This is a genomic window from Chitinibacter sp. FCG-7, assembly GCF_040047665.1.
Classification (GTDB): Bacteria; Pseudomonadota; Gammaproteobacteria; order Burkholderiales; family Chitinibacteraceae; genus Chitinibacter; species Chitinibacter mangrovi.
Genome location: NZ_CP157355.1, coordinates 19,567 through 43,866 on the forward strand (window position 1 = coordinate 19,567; position 24,300 = coordinate 43,866).

Annotated in this window: 23 protein-coding genes and 1 pseudogene; 17 read left to right on the forward strand and 7 right to left on the reverse strand. The window is 53.4% G+C overall.

Annotated elements, in window-relative coordinates:
• Window positions 1–190: 190 nt before the first annotated feature.
• From eno to ABHF33_RS00085, 4 genes are all read right to left on the reverse strand, one after another.
• Window positions 191–1,486 (reverse strand): phosphopyruvate hydratase, encoded by a 1,296-nt coding sequence (gene eno / locus ABHF33_RS00070; protein ID WP_348945053.1) that lies wholly within the window; start codon window positions 1,484–1,486, stop codon window positions 191–193.
• A gap of 121 nt (window positions 1,487–1,607) precedes the next feature.
• On the reverse strand, window positions 1,608–2,447 hold the full coding sequence (kdsA, locus tag ABHF33_RS00075) for a 3-deoxy-8-phosphooctulonate synthase (RefSeq protein ID WP_348945054.1): 840 nt from the start codon (window positions 2,445–2,447) through the stop codon (window positions 1,608–1,610).
• A 71-nt stretch (window positions 2,448–2,518) separates the two neighbouring features.
• Window positions 2,519–4,171, reverse strand: a complete 1,653-nt coding sequence (locus ABHF33_RS00080; protein WP_348945055.1) for a CTP synthase — start codon at window positions 4,169–4,171, stop codon at window positions 2,519–2,521.
• 78 nt (window positions 4,172–4,249) lie between these two features.
• The gene (locus ABHF33_RS00085) at window positions 4,250–5,149 is read right to left on the reverse strand and encodes an SDR family NAD(P)-dependent oxidoreductase (RefSeq protein ID WP_348945056.1); all 900 of its coding nucleotides are present in this window, start codon (window positions 5,147–5,149) and stop codon (window positions 4,250–4,252) included.
• Window positions 5,150–5,307: 158 nt separating this feature from the next.
• On the opposite strand from ABHF33_RS00085, the gene phbB reads away from it, so the two are divergent.
• The 6 genes and pseudogenes from phbB to ABHF33_RS00115 all read left to right on the forward strand — a co-directional run bounded on the left by phbB (window position 5,308) and on the right by ABHF33_RS00115 (window position 12,028).
• The gene (gene phbB, locus ABHF33_RS00090; RefSeq protein WP_348945057.1) at window positions 5,308–6,042 is read left to right on the forward strand and encodes an acetoacetyl-CoA reductase; all 735 of its coding nucleotides are present in this window, start codon (window positions 5,308–5,310) and stop codon (window positions 6,040–6,042) included.
• 408 nt (window positions 6,043–6,450) lie between these two features.
• Window positions 6,451–6,903 (forward strand): annotated as a pseudogene (locus ABHF33_RS00095) (efflux RND transporter periplasmic adaptor subunit); the annotation flags it as partial.
• A gap of 143 nt (window positions 6,904–7,046) precedes the next feature.
• A complete protein-coding gene (locus ABHF33_RS00100) occupies window positions 7,047–7,448 on the forward strand; it encodes an efflux RND transporter periplasmic adaptor subunit (protein ID WP_348945058.1) in 402 nt (133 codons plus the stop codon).
• A 15-nt stretch (window positions 7,449–7,463) separates the two neighbouring features.
• A complete protein-coding gene (locus tag ABHF33_RS00105; protein WP_348945059.1) occupies window positions 7,464–10,610 on the forward strand; it encodes an efflux RND transporter permease subunit in 3,147 nt (1,048 codons plus the stop codon).
• Window positions 10,603–11,595, forward strand: coding sequence for a TolC family protein (locus tag ABHF33_RS00110; RefSeq protein WP_348945060.1), 993 nt, complete (start codon window positions 10,603–10,605; stop codon window positions 11,593–11,595). The genes ABHF33_RS00105 and ABHF33_RS00110 overlap by 8 nt, the downstream gene beginning before the upstream one ends.
• Window positions 11,504–12,028, forward strand: coding sequence for a TolC family protein (locus tag ABHF33_RS00115; protein WP_348946668.1), 525 nt, complete (start codon window positions 11,504–11,506; stop codon window positions 12,026–12,028). The genes ABHF33_RS00110 and ABHF33_RS00115 overlap by 92 nt, the downstream gene beginning before the upstream one ends.
• Before the next feature lie 104 nt (window positions 12,029–12,132).
• Here ABHF33_RS00115 and tyrS read toward each other — a convergent pair whose 3' ends face one another.
• The gene (gene tyrS / locus ABHF33_RS00120; RefSeq protein ID WP_348946670.1) at window positions 12,133–13,398 is read right to left on the reverse strand and encodes a tyrosine--tRNA ligase; all 1,266 of its coding nucleotides are present in this window, start codon (window positions 13,396–13,398) and stop codon (window positions 12,133–12,135) included.
• A 477-nt stretch (window positions 13,399–13,875) separates the two neighbouring features.
• On the opposite strand from tyrS, the gene ABHF33_RS00125 reads away from it, so the two are divergent.
• The 5 genes from ABHF33_RS00125 to ABHF33_RS00145 all read left to right on the forward strand — a co-directional run bounded on the left by ABHF33_RS00125 (window position 13,876) and on the right by ABHF33_RS00145 (window position 19,213).
• The gene (locus ABHF33_RS00125; protein ID WP_348945061.1) at window positions 13,876–14,931 is read left to right on the forward strand and encodes a substrate-binding domain-containing protein; all 1,056 of its coding nucleotides are present in this window, start codon (window positions 13,876–13,878) and stop codon (window positions 14,929–14,931) included.
• 68 nt (window positions 14,932–14,999) lie between these two features.
• The gene (locus tag ABHF33_RS00130; RefSeq protein WP_348945062.1) at window positions 15,000–16,493 is read left to right on the forward strand and encodes a sugar ABC transporter ATP-binding protein; all 1,494 of its coding nucleotides are present in this window, start codon (window positions 15,000–15,002) and stop codon (window positions 16,491–16,493) included.
• A 9-nt stretch (window positions 16,494–16,502) separates the two neighbouring features.
• The gene (locus tag ABHF33_RS00135) at window positions 16,503–17,480 is read left to right on the forward strand and encodes an ABC transporter permease (protein WP_348945063.1); all 978 of its coding nucleotides are present in this window, start codon (window positions 16,503–16,505) and stop codon (window positions 17,478–17,480) included.
• A gap of 112 nt (window positions 17,481–17,592) precedes the next feature.
• Window positions 17,593–18,219 carry a glycoside hydrolase family 3 N-terminal domain-containing protein gene (locus ABHF33_RS00140; RefSeq protein ID WP_348945064.1) on the forward strand — a complete coding sequence of 209 codons (627 nt, stop codon included), beginning with the start codon at window positions 17,593–17,595 and terminating at the stop codon, window positions 18,217–18,219.
• Window positions 18,104–19,213: a glycoside hydrolase family 3 N-terminal domain-containing protein gene (locus ABHF33_RS00145; protein ID WP_348945065.1), complete on the forward strand. Its 1,110-nt coding sequence runs from the start codon at window positions 18,104–18,106 to the stop codon at window positions 19,211–19,213. Before ABHF33_RS00140 ends, ABHF33_RS00145 begins: the two co-directional genes overlap by 116 nt.
• Window positions 19,214–19,231: 18 nt before the next feature.
• Here the strand turns inward: ABHF33_RS00145 and ABHF33_RS00150 are convergent, their stop codons facing one another.
• Window positions 19,232–20,044, reverse strand: coding sequence for a helix-turn-helix transcriptional regulator (locus ABHF33_RS00150; RefSeq protein ID WP_348945066.1), 813 nt, complete (start codon window positions 20,042–20,044; stop codon window positions 19,232–19,234).
• An 89-nt stretch (window positions 20,045–20,133) separates the two neighbouring features.
• The gene (locus tag ABHF33_RS00155; protein ID WP_348945067.1) at window positions 20,134–20,364 is read right to left on the reverse strand and encodes a hypothetical protein; all 231 of its coding nucleotides are present in this window, start codon (window positions 20,362–20,364) and stop codon (window positions 20,134–20,136) included.
• A gap of 117 nt (window positions 20,365–20,481) precedes the next feature.
• Here ABHF33_RS00155 and ABHF33_RS00160 point away from each other — a divergent pair, with 117 nt between their 5' ends.
• From ABHF33_RS00160 to trpC, 6 genes are all read left to right on the forward strand, one after another.
• Window positions 20,482–21,051: an aminodeoxychorismate/anthranilate synthase component II gene (locus ABHF33_RS00160; RefSeq protein WP_348945068.1), complete on the forward strand. Its 570-nt coding sequence runs from the start codon at window positions 20,482–20,484 to the stop codon at window positions 21,049–21,051.
• A gap of 40 nt (window positions 21,052–21,091) precedes the next feature.
• Window positions 21,092–21,523 carry a lysozyme inhibitor LprI family protein gene (locus tag ABHF33_RS00165; RefSeq protein WP_348945069.1) on the forward strand — a complete coding sequence of 144 codons (432 nt, stop codon included), beginning with the start codon at window positions 21,092–21,094 and terminating at the stop codon, window positions 21,521–21,523.
• 30 nt (window positions 21,524–21,553) lie between these two features.
• Window positions 21,554–22,585, forward strand: a complete 1,032-nt coding sequence (gene trpD, locus ABHF33_RS00170) for an anthranilate phosphoribosyltransferase (RefSeq protein WP_348945070.1) — start codon at window positions 21,554–21,556, stop codon at window positions 22,583–22,585.
• The gene (locus ABHF33_RS00175; RefSeq protein WP_348945071.1) at window positions 22,585–22,947 is read left to right on the forward strand and encodes a GFA family protein; all 363 of its coding nucleotides are present in this window, start codon (window positions 22,585–22,587) and stop codon (window positions 22,945–22,947) included. The genes trpD and ABHF33_RS00175 overlap by 1 nt, the downstream gene beginning before the upstream one ends.
• Before the next feature lie 45 nt (window positions 22,948–22,992).
• Entirely contained in the window at window positions 22,993–23,277 is a 285-nt protein-coding gene (locus ABHF33_RS00180; protein WP_348945072.1) for a hypothetical protein, read from the forward strand.
• Between the two features lie 70 nt (window positions 23,278–23,347).
• Window positions 23,348–24,151 (forward strand): indole-3-glycerol phosphate synthase TrpC, encoded by an 804-nt coding sequence (trpC, locus tag ABHF33_RS00185; protein ID WP_348945073.1) that lies wholly within the window; start codon window positions 23,348–23,350, stop codon window positions 24,149–24,151.
• Window positions 24,152–24,300: the final 149 nt, after the last annotated feature.

Consider the following 24,300-nt stretch of genomic DNA (forward strand, 5'->3'; position numbering starts at 1 on the left):
AATTCTAAAATCATTGATGTAAAAAACCGGAGCACTGGCCCCGGTTTTGATCTTACTACAACTGGCAGCGAGCGTCGAAACGCTCACCGCAGATGCTGATTCACAGCAACAGACCCAAACAACAAGCGCTTTCAAAAAACACGTCACCGCAGCAATACGGCAGCGTCATCCAGCGCAAGTGTTTAGCCCATTAGCCTTTCAGCTGATAAAAAGCGCCGATACCTGGGTAAACCGCTGCATCACCCAATTCTTCTTCGATACGCAAGATTTGGTTGTACTTAGCGATACGGTCAGAACGGCTCAATGAACCTGTTTTGATTTGCATGCAGTTCGTTGCAACGGCCAAGTCAGCAATTGTTGCATCTTCAGTTTCGCCAGAACGGTGGCTCATTACTGAAGTGTAACCGCTGCGTTTAGCCAATTCTACGGCAGCTAATGTCTCAGTCAACGAACCGATTTGGTTTACTTTGATCAAGATTGAGTTACAAATGCCGCGTTTGATACCTTCCGCCAAGATTTTGGTGTTGGTTACAAACAAGTCATCGCCAACCAGCTGAACTTTCTTACCCAAACGGTCGGTCAAGACTTTCCAACCGTCCCAATCGCGCTCGCCCATGCCATCTTCAATCGAGATGATTGGGTATTTGTTCACCAAGCTTTCGAGGTAATCAACCATTTCGATTGAAGTGAAAGTACGGCCGCCCGATTTTTTGAATACGTAGTTGCCAGTGGCTTTGTCGTAGTATTCAGACGCAGCGCAATCCAGAGCAATACGGAAATCGCTGCCTGCTTTGTAACCGGCTTTTTCGATCGCTGCCATGATCAAGTCCAGCGCTTCTTCTGGGCCAGCTACGTCAGGCGCAAAACCGCCTTCATCACCCACCTGTGTTGGCATGTGTTTGTCGTGCAGGATTTTTTTCAGGTTATGGAATACTTCTGCGCCGTAACGCAGTGCTTCACGGAAAGTTGGCGCGCCCACTGGAACAATCATGATTTCCTGGAAGTCCAGGCTGTTCGATGCGTGTTCGCCGCCATTGATCACGTTCATCATCGGCACTGGCAAAGCCATCGGGCCTGAGCCGCCCACGTAACGGTACAGTGGCAAGCCCGCTTCTTCAGCAGCAGCTTTAGCCACAGCCATAGAAACTGCCAAGATCGCGTTTGCACCCATGCGTGCTTTATCTTCAGTACCGTCCAGATCCAGCATGGTCTGGTCGATGAAAGCCTGATCAGCAGCGTCAAGGCCGATGATGGCTTCACAGATTTCGGTATTGATGTTTTCAACGGCTTTCAATACGCCTTTACCCAGGTAACGGGCTTTGTCGCCGTCACGCAGTTCCAGCGCTTCGCGCTCGCCAGTTGACGCGCCAGACGGCACAGCCGCACGGCCCATTACACCAGATTCCAACAGGACATCAGCTTCTACAGTCGGGTTGCCGCGAGAATCCAGAATTTCACGTGCAATAACTTCAACAATTGCGCTCATGGGCGTTACACCTTAAGTTGGTTTGAAGACAAAAAGACTATATACAGGAAAAATGATACTGGCTGTTAATGATTACAAGCAATTAGATTACAACAATTTGCAGCCAAATCATGAAACTTTACTACAGCGTATGCTCAATCAGGGAGTGTGCCTTAACCGCACGGTCGATGTCCTTGAGCGTGATCAGTAATTCCTTGATCCGGCCCAAAGGCATTGAATTAGGGCCATCGGACAGCGCTTCGCACGGATTCGGATGCGTTTCCATGAACACACCGGCAATTCCGGCTGCCATGGCTGCGCGCGCCAGCACAGGCACCATTTCACGCTGCCCGCCTGAGCGATCGCCCTGACCACCTGGCTGTTGCACCGAATGCGTTGCATCAAAGACCACCGGGCAGCCGGTTTCACGCATCGTCATCAGACCACGCATATCGCTAACCAGCGTGTTGTAGCCAAATGATGTGCCACGATCACAGACCATCAGATTATCCAGCCCGCCATTAGCCTGCTTGCCCTTGGCAATCACATGCTTCATATCCCAAGGTGCCATAAACTGGCCCTTTTTGATATTCACCGGCTTGCCCGTTGCACAAACGGCATGGATAAAGTCGGTCTGGCGTGCCAGAAACGCAGGGGTTTGCAACACGTCGACCACTGAGGCCACCACCGGCGCTTCGGCCTCGGTGTGCACATCGGTGAGCACCGGCACGCCCAGCTGCTTTTTGACTTCCGACAAAATGCGCAGGCCTTCATCAATACCTAAACCACGGAACGACGTACCTGAGGAGCGATTGGCTTTATCAAAACTGGATTTATAGATAAACGGGATATTCAAAGCCGCGCAAATTTCTTTCAGCTGACCAGCCGTATCAAGCGCCATTTGCTCGCTCTCGATCACGCAAGGGCCGGCAATCAGAAAAAACGGCTGGTCTATACCAACCTCAAATCCACACAGTTTCATAATATACCCCGAACAGTATTACTTTAGAGACAACAAGGGGCATTGCCTTGCGAGCAATACCCCCGGAGTGCTTAGCAGCTCAAGCCTTCACGACCATTGTCGCGGGCATAGCTGATTGCCGCTTCAATGTAGGATTTGAACAATGGATGACCATCACGTGGCGTCGATGTGAATTCCGGATGGAACTGACATGCAAAGAACCAGCGATGCTCAGGCAGCTCGATGGTCTCGACCAGTTGCTCAGCACCAACTGATTTGCCACTGATTTTCAGGCCAGCCGCTTGCAGACGCGCCAGATAGTAATTATTCACTTCATAACGATGGCGGTGGCGCTCGGTGATGACTTCATCACCATAAATTTTTGCCGCCAGCGAACCCGATTCAAGGCGACATTCCTGCGCGCCAAGGCGCATGGTGCCGCCCATATTCGAGTTCTCATCGCGTTTTTCAACTTTACCGTCGTGATTCACCCACTCGTCGATCAAGGCTACCACCGGATATTCGGTTTCCAGATCAAACTCGGTCGAGTTTGCACCCGTCATGCCAGCCATGTCGCGGGCAAATTCGATCAGCGCAATCTGCATCCCCAGACAGATGCCCATGTACGGGATGTTATTTTCACGCGCAAAACGCACCGCAACAATCTTGCCTTCCACGCCGCGCTTGCCAAAACCGCCCGGCACCAAGATTGCATCCATGTCTTTCAAGCATGACGCGCCTTCGGTTTCCAGCGATTCGGAGTCAACAAAATGAATTTTGACTTCGGAGCGCGTATGAATACCGGCGTGACGCAACGCTTCGATCAGCGATTTGTATGATTCGGTCAGATCAACATACTTGCCAACCATGGCGATATTGACGGTTTGTTTCGGATTCTGGATCGCGTCAACAATGCCATCCCAGACCGACAGATTGGCTTTAGGCAAATCAAGGCCGAATTGCTTGCAGATAATGTCGTCGATACCCTGCTCGGAGAGCACGCGCGGGATTTTGTAAATCGAATCCAGATCTGGGCAGGAAATCACCGCTTTTTCCGATACATTGGTGAACAGCGCAATCTTGCGACGCTCTTCGTCCGGCACCATGCGATCGGCACGGCAGATCAGCACATCAGGCTGGATACCGATTTCGCGCAATTCCTTAACGCTGTGCTGGGTCGGTTTGGTTTTGATCTCGCCCGCTGCGGCAATATAAGGCACGTAAGAGAGATGCACAAAACAGGTACTCTCTTTGCCCAGCAAGACGCCCATCTGGCGAATAGCTTCCAGAAACGGTAACGATTCGATATCGCCAACGGTACCGCCCACTTCGATGACGGCAATGTCGGCACCTTCGGAACCGCGCTCGATAAACAGGCGCATTTCGTCGGTGATATGCGGAATCACCTGTACGGTTTTACCGAGGTAATCGCCGCGACGTTCTTTCTTGATGACCGAATCGTAGATCTGGCCAGTGGTGAAATTATTGCGCTTTTGCATTTTTGCAGTGATAAAGCGCTCGTAGTGCCCCAGATCCAAGTCTGTTTCGGCGCCGTCTTCCGTTACGAATACCTCACCATGCTGCATCGGGCTCATGGTGCCCGGATCCACGTTGATATAAGGATCCAGTTTCATCATGGTCACTTTGAGACCGCGAGATTCGAGGATGGAGGCCAGAGAAGCGGCTGCGATGCCTTTACCGAGAGACGATACAACGCCGCCGGTAACGAAGATATACTTGGTCATGTTGATAGCGCACAAGTTTGAATCCCGCATTCTACCTGAACCACAGCCGCCAGCTCAATTCTGGACAAATTAAAAATATTATGAATGAGGCGATTTTTTACGCTTTTCGGCCTTGCGGCCATAAGAAAATCCGGGCTCATCACCCGATGCAGCCAGTAACAAGCGTTCCAACCAGCGGCTGGGCAACAGGCGCTTGAGATACCAGAAAACCTGGCTGGGCACGGTGACGCGGTAACGCACACGCGGCTTTCTGGCCTCCAGCGCATGCAGTAAAACCTTGAACACCGCCTCTTCGGGCAAAGTAAATGGCACTGCCGCCCCTTTTTTGTTCAACCTGGCCTGCATTTGCTCGTACGCTGGCCGATGAAAACTACCTTCGGGCTTGATCCAGCGAAAAAACTGCTCGGCAGCATTGGCCCGAAAACGGCTAACAATTGGCCCAGGCTCAATCAGGCTGACGTGAATGCCGCTGCCGTATAATTCCTGACGCAATGTATCAGCGAAACCTTCTAGCGCAAATTTGCTGGCATTGTAGGCGCCGCGATAAGGCATGGCCGCAAAACCCAGCACCGAGCTATTGAAAACCAGTCGGCCAAAGCCCTGCCGACGAAATAACGGCAACACTGCATTACTGAGCTCTATTGCGCCAAAGACATTGGTTTCAAACTGATGACGCATGGCGTCGCGGCTCAAGTCTTCCACCGCACCAGGTACACCGAATCCGGCATTATTAAATACGGCATCGAGCCGCCCGCCGCTGGCCGCCAGCACCTGCGCAAGCCCTTGGGCGATTGATTCACTATCGGCCACGTCCAATTGCACTGCATCAAGCCCCAAGCCCTGTAAACGCACAACATCGTCGGCTTTACGAGCACTGGCAAACACCCGCCAGCCCTGTTTTGATAAGCGTAGCGCGGCATCAAGGCCAATCCCACTTGAGCAGCCGGTAATCAGAATATGTCTTGGTGTGTTCGTCATAAAAGTGTATCCATTCTGTCACTAAGCCCACAATTTACATTTACATCAGGGTTACCCCTTAGCTACGCTCTGCAAGCCTCACAAAGGCTTCGCGCAAGAATCTGCGTATTTAATCGCAATCGTACAGCAACAATTAAAATCAACAAGGATATACAAGAATGGCAAAAGTAGCTCTCGTCACTGGTGGTATGGGCGGCATCGGAACCGCAATCTGTCGCAAACTGGCAGATGATGGCTTTACCGTCGTCACAACCTATTCTCGCCCTGGCAAAGAAGCTGCATGGCTGGCGGACAATGCTGCAGCCGGTTATCAATTTCAGGCTTTCGAGTGCGATGTCACCGATTTTGACGCTTGCGTAGCACTCGGGCAGCAAGTCACTGCGGCGGTCGGCCAGGTTGATGTGCTGGTGAACAACGCCGGCATCACCCGCGACGCCAGCTTTAAAAAACTGGGCAAAACCGACTGGGATGCGGTGATTGGCACCAACCTAGACTCGGTGTTCAACGTCTCGAAACAGTTTGTTGACGGCATGGTTGAGCGCAACTGGGGTCGCGTCATCAATATTTCCTCAATCAATGGCCAGAAAGGCCAGTTTGGTCAGACCAACTACTCGGCAGCCAAAGCGGGTATGCATGGTTTTAGCATGGCTCTGGCGCAGGAAGTGGCGCGCAAAGGCGTGACGGTCAACACCATTTCTCCAGGCTATATCGCCACCGATATGGTGATGGCGGTCCCTGAAGACGTTCGTAACAAGATCGTTGCGCAAATTCCGGTGGCGCGCCTGGGCAAGCCGGAAGAAATCGCCGGTTTGATCAGCTACCTGGTATCAGATCTGGCCGGCTTTATGACTGGCGCCAATCTGGCCATCAATGGCGGTCAGCACACCTGCTAAAACTGCAATATTCCATTCAAAGGCCGTGCTATGCACGGCCTTTTGTTTTTTCTGCGGCAGTTTTATACGCAGACCTTATGAATTTGTGCACAAACACCGGCGACATGGATACTGCATAATTTTTGACTAAACTGAATCCGTAATCTGTCCGCAATACTTTGCAAGAAAAATACATACCCATGTATCGCTCGCTATACCAATGCAGACAACACTCCCAACACAATACCCATCACGGAGAAGGCAATGCCTCAAACCGGCTTACGCACCCCCATCTGGATTAGTTCTGCCATCGTGGTTTCCAGTGTCCTGCTTGGCGCTTGTAGCGAGAAAGCAGCCCCGCCTGCCCCACCCCCTGCTCCGGTCACCGTAATCAAAATCAGCCCTGCTCCGGCTCCGATGTCATTTGAAATGATCGGTGAAACAGCAGGCTACCGCGATGTTGAGGTGCGCTCGCGCGTCAATGGCATTTTGTTAAAACGCACATATATCGAGGGTCAATCAGTCAGTGCTGGCCAAACCCTGTTTGAAATCGACCCCGAACCGTACCAAGCCGCGCTGGATCAGGCCAAAGGCGGGCTTTCAATTGAAGTGGCCAAGCTGGAAAAAGCCCGCGCCGACCGCGACCGGATTATTCCGCTGTTCAAAGAAAACGCAGTCAGCCGCAAGGACTACGACGACGCCATGTCGGCGTACGCGGCAGCCGTCGCCAGCCATCAGGCCTCACAGGCCAAGGAGCGCGAAGCCCAGCTCAACCTCGGTTACACCAAGGTGGTGGCCCCTATTTCGGGCATGACCAGCACTGTTTCGCAATCAGAAGGTAGCCTGGTGAGCACCAGCGGCGACTCAGGCAAGCTCACGACCATTTCGCAGCTGGACCCGCTCTATGTCACATTCTCCTACTCGGAAGAAGATCGTCAGCGCCTTGAAGCCCTGCAGCGCAGCAAAAAATCACGCTCAATGATCAGAAAAACCTCGCTGCCCGCCTGCAGCTCTCGGACGGCTCGATGTATGAGCAAGTCGGGCGGATTGATTTCTCCGACAATCGGGTTGACCCCAAAACCGGGACCATCCGGGCGCGGGCCATTTTCAGCAATCCCAAAGCGCAGTTATTACCTGGCCAGTTTGTCCGCCTGCATCTGGACTTTGGCACGATCAAAGAAGCCATCCTGATTCCCGAGCGCGCGATTGTGCAATCGCAAGCCGACAAAATGGTGATGACCGTCGACAAGGACAATAAAGTCGTCCCGCGCACCATCAAAACCGGCCGCGCCAATGGTGCCGGGCTGGTGCAGATTGAATCGGGGCTGCAAGCGGGTGACACCGTGATTGTTGAAGGGATTATCAAAGCCAAGCCAGGCAGCATCGTCAAGCCCGTGCCAGCCAGCGCGCCACAAGCCGCCCAATAATCAGGCGAGGACACCATGTTTTCAAAATTTTTCATCGAACGGCCCATTTTTGCCAGCGTGATTTCCATCATCATCGTGCTGGCAGGTTTGGCGGCCATGCGCTCGCTCCCGGTCGAGCAATACCCGGGCATCACCCCACCCGTTGTGTCCGTCACCGCGTTTTACCCCGGCGCAACACCCGATGTGATTGCACAAACGGTCGCCGCTCCGTTGGAGCAGCAGATCAATGGCGTAGAAAACATGATCTACGTCCAATCGGGCTCGGCTTCCAATGGGCAGATGTCCTTGAATGTCTATTTCGAAATCGGCACCGACCCTGATCAAGCCACGATCAATGTCAATAACCGTGTTTCTGCGGCGATGGCGCAATTGCCCGAGGAAGTGAAGCGCCAGGGCGTCACCGTCAAGAAAAAATCGACGTCCATTTTGAATGTGGTCGCGCTCAGCTCGCCCTCGGGTGCGTTTGACACGACATATATGTCCAACTACGCGCTGCTCAATATTGTTGATGAAATCAAGCGCATTCAGGGTGTGGGCGATCTCACGCTATTTGGCGGCACCGATTACGCGATGCGGGTCTGGCTCAGGCCCGACCGGATTGCCCAGCTGGGCATCACCACCTCCGACATTCTGGCGGCCATTCGCGAGCAAAACGCGCAGTTTGCCGCAGGTAAAATCGGCGCTCAACCTACCTCGGGGCAAGTGGACTTTACCTTCACCGTGAACACGCAGGGCCGACTGAAAAGCGTTGAAGAATTTGAAAACATCATCGTACGCTCCACGCCGGACGGCGCAAAAACACGACTTAAAGATGTCGCACGCGTTGAAATGGGCGGCAAGGATTACGATCTGCTGGCCAAACTCAATGGCAAACAAGCTGTGGCCATGGGGATTTATCTGCAGCCCGGCGCCAATGCCGTCGCCGTCTCACAAGCCATCCATCAGAAAATGGAAACGCTGAAAACCCGCTTTCCTGATGGGATTGAATATTCCATTCCTTACGACACCACCATCTTTGTCAAAGTCTCGATTGAAAAAGTGGTGCACACGCTATTTGAAGCCATCATTCTGGTGTTTATCGTTGTTTACCTGTTTTTGCAAAACTTCCGTGCCACGCTGATTCCGTGTATTGCAGTCCCCATTTCACTGATCGGCACTTTTGCCGGCATGCTGATTCTGGGCTTTTCAATCAATCTGCTGACGCTGCTGGGTATGGTGCTGGCGATTGGTATTGTGGTTGACGATGCCATTGTGGTGCTGGAAAACGTCGAGCGCATTATGGCCGAGAAAAAATGCTCAGCCAAAGAGGCGGCAATTCAGGCGATGGAAGAAGTAGCCGGCCCGGTGGTGGCCATTGTGCTGGTCTTGTGCGCGGTATTTCTGCCGGTGGCCTTTATGGGTGGCATGACCGGCGTGATGTACAAGCAGTTTGCAATTACCATCGCCGTTTCGGTCGCCATTTCAGGGCTGGTGGCGCTGACGCTCACCCCTGCCTTGTGCGCTCTTTTGCTCAAAGGCGGCCACCATCAGCCAGCCCGCTTTTTTGTCTGGTTCAACCGGCAATTTGACCGGCTGACCCATGGCTATGTTGGTGGCGTGGCCTTTCTGAACCGCCGCGTTGGCGTGGCCTTTGTGCTGTTTGGCGCAATGCTGATCGCCCTAGTGCTGCTATTTCGTGCCGTGCCCGGCGGCTTGGTGCCCGATGAAGACCAAGGCTATCTGTTGAGCGCCGTCATGCTGCCCGACGCAGCTTCGCTCAAGCGCACCGGCGTGGTTTCAGCGCAGTATGATCAGCTGGTAATGAACAATAAAAATGTCGAAAACGTCGTCTCTTTTGTCGGCTTTGATATTTTGTCCGGCGCGGTGATGAGCAATAGCGGCATCACGTTTATCACGCTCAAGGACTGGGATGAGCGTCAGGCGAAGGCCGACAGCTCATTTGCCTTGGTCAAAGCCCTGCAAGGCAGCGCCTATATGGGGCTTAGAGACGGCTTTGCCGCCACATTCAACCCGCCTGCGATCAGCGGCATGTCGACGACGGGCGGGATTGAAGGCTATCTGCAAAACCGGGGCACGGGCGACACCAAGCAATTTGCCGCCGAAGTGCAGCGCTTTGTCGAAGAAGCGAAAAAACGCCCTGAGTTTGCTTCGGTATCGAGCACCTTCCGCGCCAATGTGCCGCAGATCTACCTTGACCTGGACCGGGAAAAAGCCAAAGCACTGGGGGTGAGCATCAACACCGTGTTTGAAACCATGCAAGCAACTTTTGGTCAGGTTTACGTCAATGACTTTAACCAGTTTGGCCGCACCTACCGCGTGCAGATGCAATCGGAAGCCGATTTCCGTGCCCGACCAGAAGACATTGCCAATGTTTATGTTCGCTCAAGCAACGGCACCATGATTCCGCTCACCAGTCTTGTGAAAGTGAAAAACTCGGTTGGCTCGGAGCTGGCAGAGCGGTTCAATATTTTCCAGGCGGCCAAGCTGATGATCCAGCCTGCACCGGGAATCAGCTCGGCCCAAGCGATTGCCGCGATGGAAGCGCTGGAAAAAGACGTGCTGGGCAAAGACTACAAGCTGGAATGGACCGGATCGGCCTATCAGGAAAAAGCCGCGGGTTCTTCAGCCGCATTTGCCTTTCTATTCGGTATCGTGATGGTGTTCCTGATTCTGGCCGCGCAATACGAGCGCTGGAGCTTACCGCTGGCCGTAATTACCGCCGTGCCCTTTGCGCTGTTTGGTGCCCTGCTGGCGGTGTGGCTGGTGGGCTTAACCAATAACGTTTATTTCCAGATTGGTCTGGTTACACTGGTTGCGCTGGCGGCGAAAAATGCCATTCTGATTGTCGAATTTGCGGTGATGAAACACGAAGAAGGCATGAGCTTGCTCGATTCGGCGCTGGAAGCCGCAAGGCTGCGCTTTAGGCCAATTGTCATGACCTCGCTGGCCTTTATTCTGGGCTGCGTCCCGCTGGTCATCTCCAGCGGAGCAGGCGCTGCCAGCCGTATGGCGCTGGGTACACCGGTCATCGGCGGCATGCTGGCGGCGACCTTTATTGCCATCTTTTTTATTCCGCTCTTTTTCCGGCTCATTATGCGCTCCGCAGAAAAAACATCGGCAGAGAAAAAACCAGTACATCCAGCCGAGGCTGCCCATGAATAAAAAAATACTCCCACTATGTATATCGCTACTGATCAGCGCCTGCGCTTTCACTCCCGACTATACCCCCCCTTCCACTCAGCTACCGTCTGGCAGCGCCCAGACTGTCATCGCCAAAGACTGGTGGCTGCAATTTAACGACGACGCTTTAAACCGGTTAATCGCCAGCGCACTGCAACACAACCAGAATCTGGCGCTGATTCAGGCCAAAGTGGATGAAGCACGCGCGGTACTGGGCATCACCTCTGCCGAGCAGCTGCCACGCATCGGGCTCAATGGCAGCGCAGGTAGCGCCACGCAATCCAAAGAGCTGGGCGTACCCGCCTACACCAATGCAGAAAACTACAAGCTGGTCGGTCAGGTCAGTTGGGAGTTGGACATCTGGGGCCGCGTGCGCAACCTCAGCGCCGCTGCGCGCGATGAGCTGTTTGCCGCGCAATACAATCAGGACGCGGCGATCACCAGCTTGTCCGCCGAAGTGGCGCAGGCCTATTTTAATCTGCGCGCACTCGATGCCCGGCTGCAGATCACCGAAAACACCATCAAATCCCGGCAAGCGGCGTACGAGCTGCGCAATAAACGCTTTAAAGGCGGCGTCACCTCCGAGCTGGATGTGCGCCAGGCCGAAGTCGAGCTGGCCAACGCCCAATCCGCGCTGCCGGACATCCAGCGCGCCATTGCCAGCGCCGAGGGTGCATTGAGCATTTTGACCGGCCAAACGCCCAAGGCGCTGCTAGAGGGAGACTGGATTGCGGGCAAACCCGCTGATCGTGGTCAAGCCATCGTACCGCATCACCGTGCCTCCCAATATTCCAGCCGATCTGGGTGCCGATTTGCTGCTGCGCCGCCCCGATATTGCCCAGGCCGAGGCCAGCCTGCGTGCGAATCGTGCCCGCATCGAAGCGGCACGCGCCGCTTACCTGCCCCGCATTTCCTTAACAGGCCTGCTGGGTGTGGAAAGCAATCAGCTGAGCAATCTATTCAATAGCGGCGCGCGCACCTGGAGCTTTGCCGGTAATTTGGCGCTGCCGCTGTTTGATAACGGCCTAACCGCCGCGCAGATTGATCAAGCCAAAGCGCGCGAGCGCCAGGCCGCTGCGGCCTACCAGCTGGCGATTCAAAATGCCTTTGCCGAAACGCGCACTGCGCTGACCGCCAATCAGGTGATCGGCAATAAAGTGAGCGCCGTTCAGGTGCAGGTTGACGCCTTGAATCGCCAGCTTAAACTGGCCACCCTGCGCTACGACAATGGTTTTTCAAGCTATCTGGAAGTGCTCGACGCCGAGCGTAATTTGTTCGACGCGCAAATTGCGCTGATCAATACTCAGCGCGATCAGCTCAACTATCGCGTAGAGCTATTCAAAGTGCTCGGCGGTGGCTGGCAGCAATCTACGCCAGGCCTGGCCCGGCAAGAGCGCTAAACTTGGATCAGACAATAAAAAATCCGCCAAGGCGGATTTTTTATTGGGGTATGGCCATCAAAGGCAATCTGTAAAAGCTCTGTGGCTATATACTCAAGCCAGCATTAGTTCCAGCAAATCAGTGCGTAGTTTTTCTTGCCACGACGAATCAGCGTATAAGCGCCAAACAGGCGATCAGCATCGCCAAACGTGTAGTCAAGCGCTTCGACTTTGCCGCCATTCACAATCACTGCGCCGCTCTGAATAAACGTGCGCGCTTCAGAGTTCGATTTCGCCAAACCCGCCGCCACCAGCGTCGCGATCAGTTGATTATCCGCTGCGGGCAGCTGCACGCTAGGCATGCCGTCCTGCGCCAATTGCTCAAAGTCGTTTTGCGTCAACGCCGCCAAGCTATCACTAAACAAGTTCTGGCTGATGCGCTGCGCCGCTTCAACTGCTGAATCACCATGCACAATCGCGGTGACTTGTTCGGCCAGAATGCGCTGCGCTTCGGGCTTTTTGCCGCTGCTTTTGTCCGCTTCTTCAATCGCGTCAATCTCTGCCACCGACAGAAAGCTGAAGTATTTCAGGAATTTATACACGTCTGCGTCGGCAGTATTGAGCCAGAATTGGTAGAAAGCGTAAGGCGAGGTTTTCTTCGCATCGAGCCAAATGGTGCCGGTTTCGGTTTTACCAAATTTGGTGCCGTCCGATTTGGTCACCAGTGGCAAAGTCAGGCCGTACACTTGCTCCTGATTCAGGCGGCGCGTCAGATCAGTACCCGCCGTGATATTGCCCCATTGATCCGAGCCACCGATTTGCAGCTTGCAATCGTAGCGCTTATTGAGCTCGGTAAAGTCATAACCTTGCAGCAGGCTGTATGAGAATTCGGTGTACGAAATGCCCTGGTCTTCGCGCGCGATGCGCTGCTGCACCGCTTCTTTCTTGATCATTTGGTTAACGGAGAAATACTTGCCGATGTCGCGCAAGAATTCCAGCGCGCCCATGCCGCCAAACCAGTCGTAGTTATTCGACATAATCGCCGCGTTATCACCTTCGAAGCTCAGAAATGGTGACACTTGCGCGCGGATTTTTTCCACCCAGGTTGCAATCACGTCGGTGGTATTGAGCTTGCGCTCGGTGGCTTTAAAGCTTGGATCGCCAATCATGCCGGTCGCACCGCCGACCAAGGCAATTGGCTTGTGACCGTATTGCTGAAAACGCTTGAGCACCAGAATCGGCACCAATGAACCAATGTGCAAGCTATCGGCAGTCGGATCAAAGCCGCAATACAAGGTCACAGACTCTTTGGCCAATAGTTCAGACAAGGCAGCTTGATCGGTACATTGGGCGATCAGACCACGTGCTTGTAGGTCCTGGATGAGACTGATAGACGACATTTGAGGCTCCGAAGCTTTGCTGTGCAGCGCAATCGCGCGCACAAAATCATAAGGAAAGTCGCCTATTCTAGCCCAAATGCGCAATCAGCCCAATGGCAGCCCGGCTATCCATCGCTCATTCCACCCTGCTTGGCCGCAAAACCTGCTCTGGCTCGATCGTAAACTCAACGTCAACAGACCCTAGAGTCAAAATCGGATTTGATACAAGAAATTTAACCAGCCAACCAATTCAATTGCTTTGAAATTGAGTTGGGATTGATTCGACACGCAGTTTAATCTCCCCAGTATAAAGTGGGCGAAAACGACACATCAGCAAGCACTCCTTTTGACGCTATCGTTATTTGCACCTATTCTCCACCCATTAACACCTATATAACACTCATTAAATAGGTGTTAGCTACTTGATATCTGGACGAGAAACGCCCAATACGATTGGATCTAAAACTTGTTGAGAGGTGGATGATGAATATGATGCATCAATTAATCGGTCTGGCGGCCTTGCTTGCCAGCACCTGGGTAGTCGCAGGTGAAACAGCTGGGCCAAATGGTGAAAAGCCGACTTCCTACACACAAGTGACGCTTAAACCAGATCAAACCAAGGCACTACAAAGCAAAAAGTATAAAGCGGCGATTTTGATGCACACCACATCAGACTTTTCATCGGCGCTGATCAAGGGAGCCAAAGAAGTCTTTGCCGAGCAAGGCATTGCGGTGGTGGCCGTCACCGATGCTGAGATGGATTCAAAAAAGCAGCGCACCGATCTGGAAACCGTGTTGGCGCTCAAACCCGACGTGATTATTTCGCTAGTGATCGATCCGGTTTCTGGCGCGGCGGCATTTCGGCAGGCCAGTAGTAAAGGCGTCAAACTGGTGTTTATTAGCAATGCGCCGCAAGGCCTTAAAGCCGGCAAAGACTACGCAGGCATCGTGACGGATGATTTATACAGCATGGGCAAGTCGGCGGCTGAGCTAATGGCAGCCAGTATCGGCGGCAAAGGCGATGTTGCCCTGCTCTATCATGCCGCGAATTATTATGTGACCAATCAGCGCGATGCAGCGGTAAAGTCTGAGCTGGCCAAATATCCCGGCATCAAAATTATCACCAATAAGGGCATCGCCAATCCAAATGACGGCGAAGTGATTGCGGGGGCGATTTTGACACAAAACCCCAGCGTAAAAGCGATTTATGCGCCGTGGGATGCGATTGCCGAAGGGGTGACAGCGGCGGCGCGTGCCGCAGGACGTAAGGATGTCAAAGTGGTGACAATGGATTTGGGGGCCGCCACCGCGCTCGATATGGTGAAGGGCGGCAATGTCGCCGGCATTGTGTCTGATTTGCCGTATGACATGGGCAAAACACTGGCGCGGATGGGCGCGCTGGCCCTGCTGAATCAGCCCACCCCACCGTTTGTGACCGTGGATGCGATCAAAGTCACGCCTACCAATCTGGCTACGCAATGGCAAAAAGCCTTGTCACGCACGCCACCGGATGCCATTCAGAAAGCACTGGCTAATCGTAAATAAGGCTGGGTATATCCATCAATGCATTTTGTAGATTGATGTTGATGGATATACCTCCTTTGGAGGTCGCTATGTCACAGCAAGCAGCCATTGTTGCCAAAGGTATATTCAAGCAATTTGACGGCAATGCCGTATTAAAAGGGGTGGATTTTGAACTGGCGCGCGGCGAGATTCATGCGCTCGTTGGGCAAAATGGCGCAGGCAAATCCACCTTGATGAAGGTGCTCAACGGCACGCATCAACCCGATCAGGGCAGCCTGAGTGTTTTTGGCCACGCCGCGAGTTTTAATTCAACCAGTGCAGCGCGCTCGCGCGGCATTGCGATGGTGTATCAGGAGCTAAGCCTCGTGCCGACGATGTCGGTGGCCGACAATATATTCATGAATAACTGGATTATGGTCGGTGGCTTGCTCGACGCCGCTGCAATGCGCGCAGCGGCGCTGCGTCTGCTCGATAAAGTCGGCATAGCTAACGAAATTTCGCCAGATCAATTGGTTGAGTCGCTCAGCATGGGGCAGCGGCAATTGGTTGAAATCGCCAAGGCGCTCTCGAGTAATGCCCAAATCATTATTCTGGACGAACCAACCGCATCGCTATCCGATCAGGAAATCGAGCGCCTGTTTGTGGCGATTCGTCGCCTGCAAAATGAAGGTGTGTCGCTGATCTATATCACGCATTATTTGCGCGATATTTTCAAAATCTGCCAGCGCGTGAGCGTGCTGCGCGATGGCCGTTGTGTACAGCAATGGTCAGTAAACGAGACCTCCGTGCCGCAACTGGTGGCCGCAATGCTGGGTGAAGCGGTGTCGCAGCAAAACAATTGGCAACGCGCAACGGCCGATTGCTCACCAGCTGCGACTCCCTTGCTGGAAGTGGAAAATCTAGCGACATCGCATCTGGACGAAGTGTCGTTCAAAGTGTTTCCGGGGCAAATTGTTGGGCTGGCGGGGCTCTTGGGGAGCGGGCGCACCGAAATCCTGAACGCGATTTTTGGCCTTGACCCACTCGATAGCGGGCAGATCCGCGTTAATGGCCAAGCGGTGCAAATACAATCACCCGCACAGGCCATTGCGCATGGCATTAACCTGGTGCCGGAAGATCGGCGCAGCCAGGGTTTGATTCTGGATTTCAGCGTGATGGACAATCTCTGGCTGTGTGCTTTACGCAAGCTGGCAAATCCTGTCTTTATCGATCAGAATCGGGCGGCGGAGATGGCGCAAGAATTGGTCAAACGCTTGCAGGTGAAAACCACCAGCATCGATCAGGCGGTGCGCTACCTATCCGGCGGCAATCAGCAAAAAGTCGTAATCGGCAAATGCCTGCATACCCAAGCCAAGGTCTTATTGCTTGATGACCCAACGTTTGGTATTGATCTGGCGGCCAAGCACGAGATCATGCACCTTGTGAACGACTATGTGCAGCAGGGTAATGCCGTGGTGTTTGTGTCGAGTGAATACAGCGAAATCGCCAGTTTTTGTGACACGACTTACATCGTAAAAAAAGGCCGTATCGCCGGCCAATTGGCGGCCACAACCGAAGAGCGGCTGCTGGCCGCCGTACAGTGAGGATGCATCATGGATATCGCCCTTAAACGCGCCGCTTTTCCATTCGCCTTCGGGCAATGGCAACGCTTTATTATTTATTTTGTCTTTGTTGGCCTGTTTTTATTTTTCTCGATTTTCCTGCACGACAAAGGCTTTCTTGAAGCCGGTAATCTGATGAATATCGCACGGCAAACGGCGATGATTTCAATTATGGCGGTCGGGATGACCTTTGTGCTCTCTACCGCCGAGATTGATTTATCGTTTGGCGCGGTGGTGGCGCTCTCAGCGGTGACCGTCGCGCTGCTACTGCCTTACGGAATGTGGCTGGCCGTGCCTGCCGCGCTCTCGGTGGGCGCTTTATGTGGCTTGATTAATGGCCTGTTTGTCGCAAAAGTCGGCATTCCTTCGTTTCTGGTCACGCTGGGGATGACTGGCATTATCACCGGCATTACGCGCTGGGTGACCGAGTTGCAGACGATCCCAGTTGATAACGAAACCTTTGTCTTTATTTTTGGCTCGGGCGATATCGGGCCGATTTCGGTGCTGTTTATCTGGATGATGGTGATTGCGGTGGGCGGCCATATCCTGCTGCGCAAAACCAGCTTTGGCAAAGAAGTGCTCGCCAGCGGGGGCAATAAAATCTCGGCTATGTATTCAGGCATCAATGTCAACCGAGTGAAACTCTATGTGTTGGTACTCAATTCCAGCCTGGCCGCGCTGGCGGGCATTTTGTACGCAGGCCGCTTGCAAAGCGCACGCTACACCTTGGGCGAAAGCGATTTGATGATGGTAATTGCAGCGGTGATTATCGGCGGCACCAGCTTGTTTGGCGGCAAAGGCACCGTAATTGGCGCACTGATCGGCGCGCTGATTATGGGCATGGTCAACAATGGCCTGGTGTTGATGGGCTTGAATGTCGATCAGCAATTGATCTTGCGCGGCATGATTATTATTTTCGCCGTCACGATCACCATGGGGACTTTGCGCAAGAAAAAAGCCAAAGCCTAACCCCCTCCGAAGTACCCCCTCCTCGTATATCCGTAAACCCCTTTGGGTATCTATCTATTTGATAGATACCCCAGGCGAAGCTATGCCTGTTTTTTGCTCAGAGGTCTTTATCATGTCGAATTTATTTGAAACTTACCGTGTTCAAGCTGCGGAAATCGTTGCGAGCTGGTCGATTGCGGAAAAAGTAGGTCAGTTATTTATTCTGGCGTTTCCGGGCAAAGACGCCGAAGCCGCCCGCATTCTGGTCGAGCAATATAATCTGGGCGGTTGTTACCTGAGCCAGGACAATGCCGAGACTTTTTCCGAGGCGCGACAATTAACACAGGCGCTGGCGACGATCGTCGCGCAGCGTGCCCGGCATGTGCCGCTCTTGCTGGGCGTCGATCAAGAAGGCGCATGGAGTGTACTGACGCCCGAATCAACAACTGGGCCGGGCAATTTGGCTTTGGGTGCGGCCAATCAAACAACGCTCACGTCGGCGATGTACACCGTGTTTGGCGAGCAAATGCGCTCGGCGGGCTTTAACTGCGTGCTTGGGCCGTGTTCAGATGTCAATCTCAAGCCCAATTCACCCATCATCGACACGCGCGCTTTTGGCGAAATACCTGAGCACGTCGCGCAACATGTCGCGGCGGTACGTACAGGGCGGGCATCGCGGCGGCATTACCGTGTGCGCCAAACATTTTCCGGGCCACGGCGATACCACCGGGGATACGCACCGCGAGATTCCGGTGGTTGATAAATCATTCGCGCAATTAATGCAGGAAGACTTATGGCCATTCAAAGCCGCAGTCGATGCAGGCGTTGATCTGGTGATGACCTCGCACATCCGCTATCCGCAAATCGACGCCGCGCACCCTGCAACCTTGTCAGCGCCAATTTTGCGCGGTGTGCTGCGCGAGCAGCTGGGCTTTGGCGGGATTGTAATTTCCGACAGCATGAATATGGGCGCAATCCGCCGCAATTACGCGCCGGTTGAGGCGGCGCTGCTGGCGTTTAAAGCGGGCATTGACATGATGATGCTGTCTGAAGAGCATTACGATCACGATACCGCGTATCTGGATAATCAATTGGCGATGCTGGACGCGATTGTGGCCGATGCAAGTGCGGGGCGCTTCCCGGAGCTCGATAGCATCGTCAGCCGCGTGGTTGCGTTCAAACTCGCGCGTCTGCAACCGATGGCCTTGTATCAGGATTTTAATCTGCCAGCGCATCTGGAAATCGAACAACAGGCGGCGCAGGCCGCGGTGAAAATATTGCGTGATCCCGCGCGCTTATTGCCGATTCAGGCTGGTCAGCAGGTGGTAGTCATTCAAACCACACCGCTGGCCGACTATGCCAATTTGATGAATCCGCGCGGCATCGGCCCCAATCAGGCGATTAGTGCCTTTGATTACTTTGCCGCAGAAATGAGCCTGCATCTGGAGGCGGATCGTTTGCTGATCCTAGATCATGACGCGGCGCAGGCCTGGCTGCTTGATCAGGCGTCATCATCCACCGCACTGGTGCTGGCGGTAACGGAAAATTACCCGCTACCTGGCGAAGACTTTCAACAAGCGGCGTCACGCGAGATGGTAGATGGCTTGAGCCGCGCAATGGGGCCGCGGCTGCTGGTCGTGGGCTTGCGCAGCGGCTACGAGGCGATCAATAGCGATGTACCGTATCTGTGCGCCTATTCCAGCCGCGAATGCAGTGCCCGTGCGGCTGCAAGGGTATGTATTGGCAGGGCTTAACCAGGCTTAATTTTCAGGCTATACCCCTGGGTGAGAGCCCAGGGCGATCAGATAATTGCGCAGGTTGATGCCTTTATTGGTAATGCCCAATTTGGCGCGCAGGCTGTTGCGATGGTTTTCAACCGTCTTCGACGCCACGCTCAGGCTGGTCGCAATCTCCTTGGTCGACATACCCAGCTTGATAAACTTGGCCACCTGTACTTCGGACGGCGTCAACAGCGCATACAAGCTGGCATCAATGTCGGCGTCGTCGTTCAGTGTAGACACCACCATGCCTTCAATTAAATCAAGGCACATGCTCAAAATCGGATCTGTGATCGACGCTTTGATCTGGCGGATTTTGGGGAGATGCACACTACGAATCCGTTCAAGCAATTCGTCCATTTCCCCGCCATCCTGCCATTCGCGCACATCGCTCAGCGTTTCGGTCAGGCTATAAAACTTCTCAAAATCCGGGTTGCTCAAATGCGCATCGTTTTCTTCCTCTTGCGAGCCTACTTCCAGATTCCACAATTGCGCATTGACGCGAAATAAATGCAGTTGCAGATTGCGATTATAAAATTTCCAACCGTCAGCGCCGGTAACCGAGGTTTTGCTCAGCGCACTAATGGCAAGCAGATTGTCTTTGCCAATCAAAAAAGCAAAGTCTTCCAAGCGCTTGGCATTGTCGTGCGAGGGGTAATTGTGCGACAGAATTTCGCCCGAACTAAAAAAGCTGATTACAAATATATTTCGATAAGACAGCACGTGTTGCAGCGCAGTCAGCTTGAGCTGTAAGGTCTCATTGGGTAAATCGGCTTCACTGGGCAAATCAGCATTCAAGTTATTCATTGATTCACATGTTTTAAGTGCGTTGAGCAAATAGTATCTCAGGGTTCGGCATGAAACACGGTGGCGTGCTCAATTCATGGCCTTGCTTTTCAATCTTCCGCTGGCCGAAAAACCGGAGCCTGCCCCCTATTATGACTGACTTGCCTGAGTTTTTTGCGCTGCACGCACCGCCACTGCCCAAGCTGCGGCACCAAAGCGCGGCCAGCCTGCGTTTTGCTGGACGCATTGGCGGCAACGCGCCATAATTTACCCGCATCAACGATGCCGTCTGCACCGACACCACGCCCGGCATCAGCCACGGGAATCAAAGCGGGGATCATTTGGCGGCGCAATACGACGCACTACACACCAGCGAACGAAAAACCGTGTAATAAACCGTGTAACAGTTCAACATTAACAAAGGCAAGCCCAACAAAATCAAGGGCTGGAGACTACAAATGCTCTTGATGATCGATAACTATGACTCGTTCACCTACAATCTGGTGCAATATTTTGGCGAACTAGGTCAGGACGTTCATGTCCACCGCAACGATGAAATTACGCTTGAACAGATCGAAGCGCTTAAGCCGAAATATCTGGTGATTTCCCCAGGCCCCTGCTCGCCGCTGGAAGCCGGCATTTCTGTTCCGGCGATCAAGCATTTTGCTGGCAAGCTGCCGATCATGGGCGTCTGCCTGGGCCATCAGTCAATTGGCGAAGCCTTTGGCGGCACGGTATTGCACGCCAAAACCCTGATGCATGGCAAGGTATCGCCCGTTATCCATAACAATACCGGCATGTTCAAAGACATACCCTCCCCGGTAACGGTGACGCGCTATCACTCGCTGGCGATTGAACGTGAATCTTTGCCCGATTGCCTAGAAGTGACCGCCTGGACTGAAGATGGCGAGATCATGGGCGTACGCCACAAAACACTGGCGATCGAGGGCGTGCAGTTTCACCCCGAATCGATCCTGACCGAGCATGGGCATAAAATGCTCAATAACTTCCTCATCGAATTTGCGTAAAAGCCCAAGGCCGCGGACTGCGGCCTTTTGCATGCTAAAAATGAAATCAATCCACGCCAGCGTCATTGTTTTGTGTTTATCTCTGTCTTTGGCCAGCACAGCCGCACACGCCCAGACGCCCTCCACGCGCACGCACATTCAAACCCTGTTACTCGCTGAGCCAGGCGCCGAACAGGACTGTGCGGCAAGCAAAGGCAAACTGGACGGCTGCGCAGCCAGGCTGTTTGCGCAAGCAGAGCAAGACCTTAAAAATGCCGAAACCGCTGCGATGGCCGCCATGAAGCGATTAGACTCAGCCGCGAAGTCGGATCAGGCCAGCAAGACGCTTAGCCAAGAGATCAAAGCTTATGCACTCTATAAAGTGGCGCATTGCAACTGGATCGCAGCATCGCAAGCGGGGTCAAGACTAAGCTGCGAAACCGATTTGAATCGGGCTCGTGCGCATGCCTTATCAATCTATTACACCCGCTAATCCATTAGCGCCGACTGACAGAGACTCACCATGATCACCATCCAAGCTGCCCTGAACCGCCTAATCGACAATAACGAGCTGTTTTACGACGAAATGCTGCACCTGATGCGCCAGATCATGTCGGGCGAAATGACACAAGCGCAAACCGCCGCACTATTGATTGGCCTGCGCACCAAGGTGGAAAGCGTATCCGAAATCGCCGCAGCCGCCACGGTAATGCGCGAATTTTCGACCAAAGTCGCCGTACAGGACCGCAGCCATCTGGTGGATACCTGTGGCACCGGCGGCGATGGCGCACATACCTTCAATATTTCGACCTGCTCGGCCTTTGTTGCCGCTGCTGCAGGTGCCAAAGTCGCTAAACATGGCGGGCGCTCGGTGTCATCGAGTTCGGGCTCAGCGGATGTGCTTGAGGCATTTGGCGTTAATTTAAATCTGACCGCCGAACAAGTTGGCCAGTGCATCGACGAAGTGGGTCTGGGCTTTATGTTTGCGCCTAACCATCACAGCGCGATGAAATACGTCGCGCCGGTGCGCAAAGAGCTGGGCGTGCGCACGATCTTCAATATCCTTGGGCCATTGACCAATCCAGCCGGTGCCGACAATCAGGTGATGGGTGTTTTCCATCCCGATCTGGTGGGTATACAGGCGCGAGTCTTGAAGCAATTGGGCTCCAAGCACATACTCATCGTGCATGGCAAAGACGGCATGGATGAAATCTCGATCAGCACACCGACGATGATTGCCGAACTCAAAGACGGCGACATTATCGAATACGAGCTAGACCCGCGCGATCTGGGCTTTGAGCTGGCTGACATCAAAGCGCTGCACGCGGGCAACGCGGCTGAATCCAAAGCGATTATCGAAGGCATTCTGGACGGCACAAAGACTGGCCCTTGCCGCGACATCGTACTGCTTAACGCCGGTGCAGCCATTTACGCCGCCAATCTGGCCGTGACACTGGAAGACGGCATTAACGCCGCGAATGAAATGCTGGTGAGCGGCGCAGCCAAAGCCAAGCTGGACGCGCTGGTTAAATTCACCCAAGGCCTCGCCCAGTAATGCAAAGCACACGCCTTTATCGCGGCAGTTGCCATTGCGGCGCAGTGAAATTTCGCATCAGCTCACCCGAAATCACCTCGGGCGTGCGCTGCAACTGCTCGCTCTGCCAACGCAAAGGCGCGCTGATGACACCGCATATTTATTCGCCGGAAGAACTGGTAATTGAATCTGGCGAGGAGCAATTGAGCATTTACCAATTTGGCTCTGGTGTTGCCAAGCATTACTTCTGCAAAGTGTGCGGGATTTATCCATTTCATCAAACAATGCGAAAAGCGGGCTACTACCGCGTCAATGTGGGCTGCTTAGAGGACCTTAATCCACTGACACTGCCGCAAGATGTCTTTGATGGGAAAAGCCTATAGCTGAACAGAATTAGCAAAAGAGATTGGATATCTAGAGAAACCATCATGCCAAGCCTGCATCGAAGTGCCTTTGCAATATTGCTGGTTGTAACCTTAACGTCCTTTGTATTTTTATGGGAAGCACTGACAGCTTGGCAAACCAACTCCATGGATGGACGATGCCTGCAGAAGCACCCTGGGGCGATTTGCACCCATGCACAACGGGTTGGCGAATACTTATTTCAAAATGGCACTGCCGCACAAGGCTATGCCACCTTATTAGCCACAATCGCCTTCGCAATGCTGCTTTGCACGTTCTGGTGCTGGCGAAGATTAAAAGAAAAACACTGATAAATTGTCCCGCACCAATAAATTTTAATTAAGCCATGCTGTTTGCATCCCCTTTACGAGTGAAATACAAATGTCTGACATCCTGAAAAAAATCTGGGCGACGAAGTTTGAAGAAGTCGCTGCAGCAAAAAAACTGATTCCGCTTACTGAGATCCGCGCACAAGCCGAAGCGAACAAGGATCACCGTGATTTTGTCGGCGCAATTCGCGCCAAGCATGCCATCAAACAGGCCGCGGTGATTTCCGAGATAAAAAAGGCGAGCCCGTCCAAAGGCGTGATGCGCGATCCGTTTGATCCAGCTGAAATTGCGCCCGATTACGAAGCGAATGGCGCGGCCTGCCTGTCGGTACTGACTGATGTGCAGTATTTCCAGGGCCATGCCGATTACCTCAAAGCCGCTCGTGCAGCATGTAGCATTCCGGCGCTGCGCAAAGACTTTATGGTCGATGAATATCAGTTTTATGAGGCCCGCGCCTGGGGTGCGGACTGCATTTTATTGATCGCCGCCGAGCTGGATGTGAAGCAGATGCAGGATTTTGAAGCGATTGCACATGGTCTAGGCATGGGCGTGCTAGTTGAAGTGCATAATGCTGCAGAGCTCGACGCTGCGCTGCATCTAAAAACGCCGCTCTTGGGCGTGAACAACCGCAATCTGCGCACTTTTGAAGTCAGCCTGCAAACGACGATTGACCTGCTGCCGCGTATCGTTGCCGATGGCCGCATTGCCGTGTGCGAAAGCGGCATTCACACTGCTGCCGATGTGCAACTGATGCGCGATCACAATGTACACACCTATCTGGTCGGCGAGGCATTTATGCGCCAGCCATCACCTGGCCAGGGCTTGCGCGACCTGTTTCAACCCGTGTACGGCTAACCAAGCAGCTCAGGGCATCAACCTGAGTTGCATATCACCACAAGCTATGTGACCACAATGGTGCAAGCCAATCGCAAAGCAAGCGTCGGGTGGCACTGGTAGGGCCGCGGATTGCTCACTATGCTGAACCATTCGTTTCGGTGAGGGTA